The sequence below is a fragment of the Mesorhizobium sp. M4B.F.Ca.ET.089.01.1.1 genome, from assembly GCF_004022605.1.
In the GTDB taxonomy this organism is placed as follows: Bacteria; Pseudomonadota; Alphaproteobacteria; order Rhizobiales; family Rhizobiaceae; genus Mesorhizobium; species Mesorhizobium abyssinicae.
In genome coordinates, this window is sequence record NZ_RZOS01001493.1 from 1 (window position 1) to 417 (window position 417).

General features: G+C 52.8%; 1 protein-coding gene. It reads left to right on the forward strand.

The window, feature by feature from the left end; all coding sequences use genetic code 11:
- Positions 1-84: 84 nt before the first annotated feature.
- The coding region (locus EN780_RS38040) for a nucleotidyltransferase domain-containing protein (protein WP_189557213.1) at positions 85-417 on the forward strand (333 nt) is incomplete at its 3' end.

Sequence of the window (417 nt, forward strand, 5' to 3'; positions counted from 1 at the left end):
CATCTAGGCTGTTTCATAAGCACAACGCGCGCCTGACGAAGGAATGGGATCAGATTCGCGGTCGTCTCGGAATCTGAGGCAAACATGGTCACAACTATATCGGAGGGCTTTCGCCAATTCAGAACAAACCTTGAAATCACAAGTCTTCAGGAAAGCACTACGTCCAGCCGTCAGCAGAACGTGCGGGACACGGTCGCCGAAGATTTCGAAGTTCTCGAATCCTTTCTGACCGGGTCCTATCGCCGAAACACGATGATCGCACCCCTCACTACGGCAGACATCGACGTCTTCATCGTGCTCGATCCGAAATACTACACGGACCAAAGCCAGCATGCACTGCTGTCATCCGTGATGACGACACTCAAGAAGAGGTATCCGAAGACACCGAAAATAAAGCCCGACGGCCAAGCGGTGACC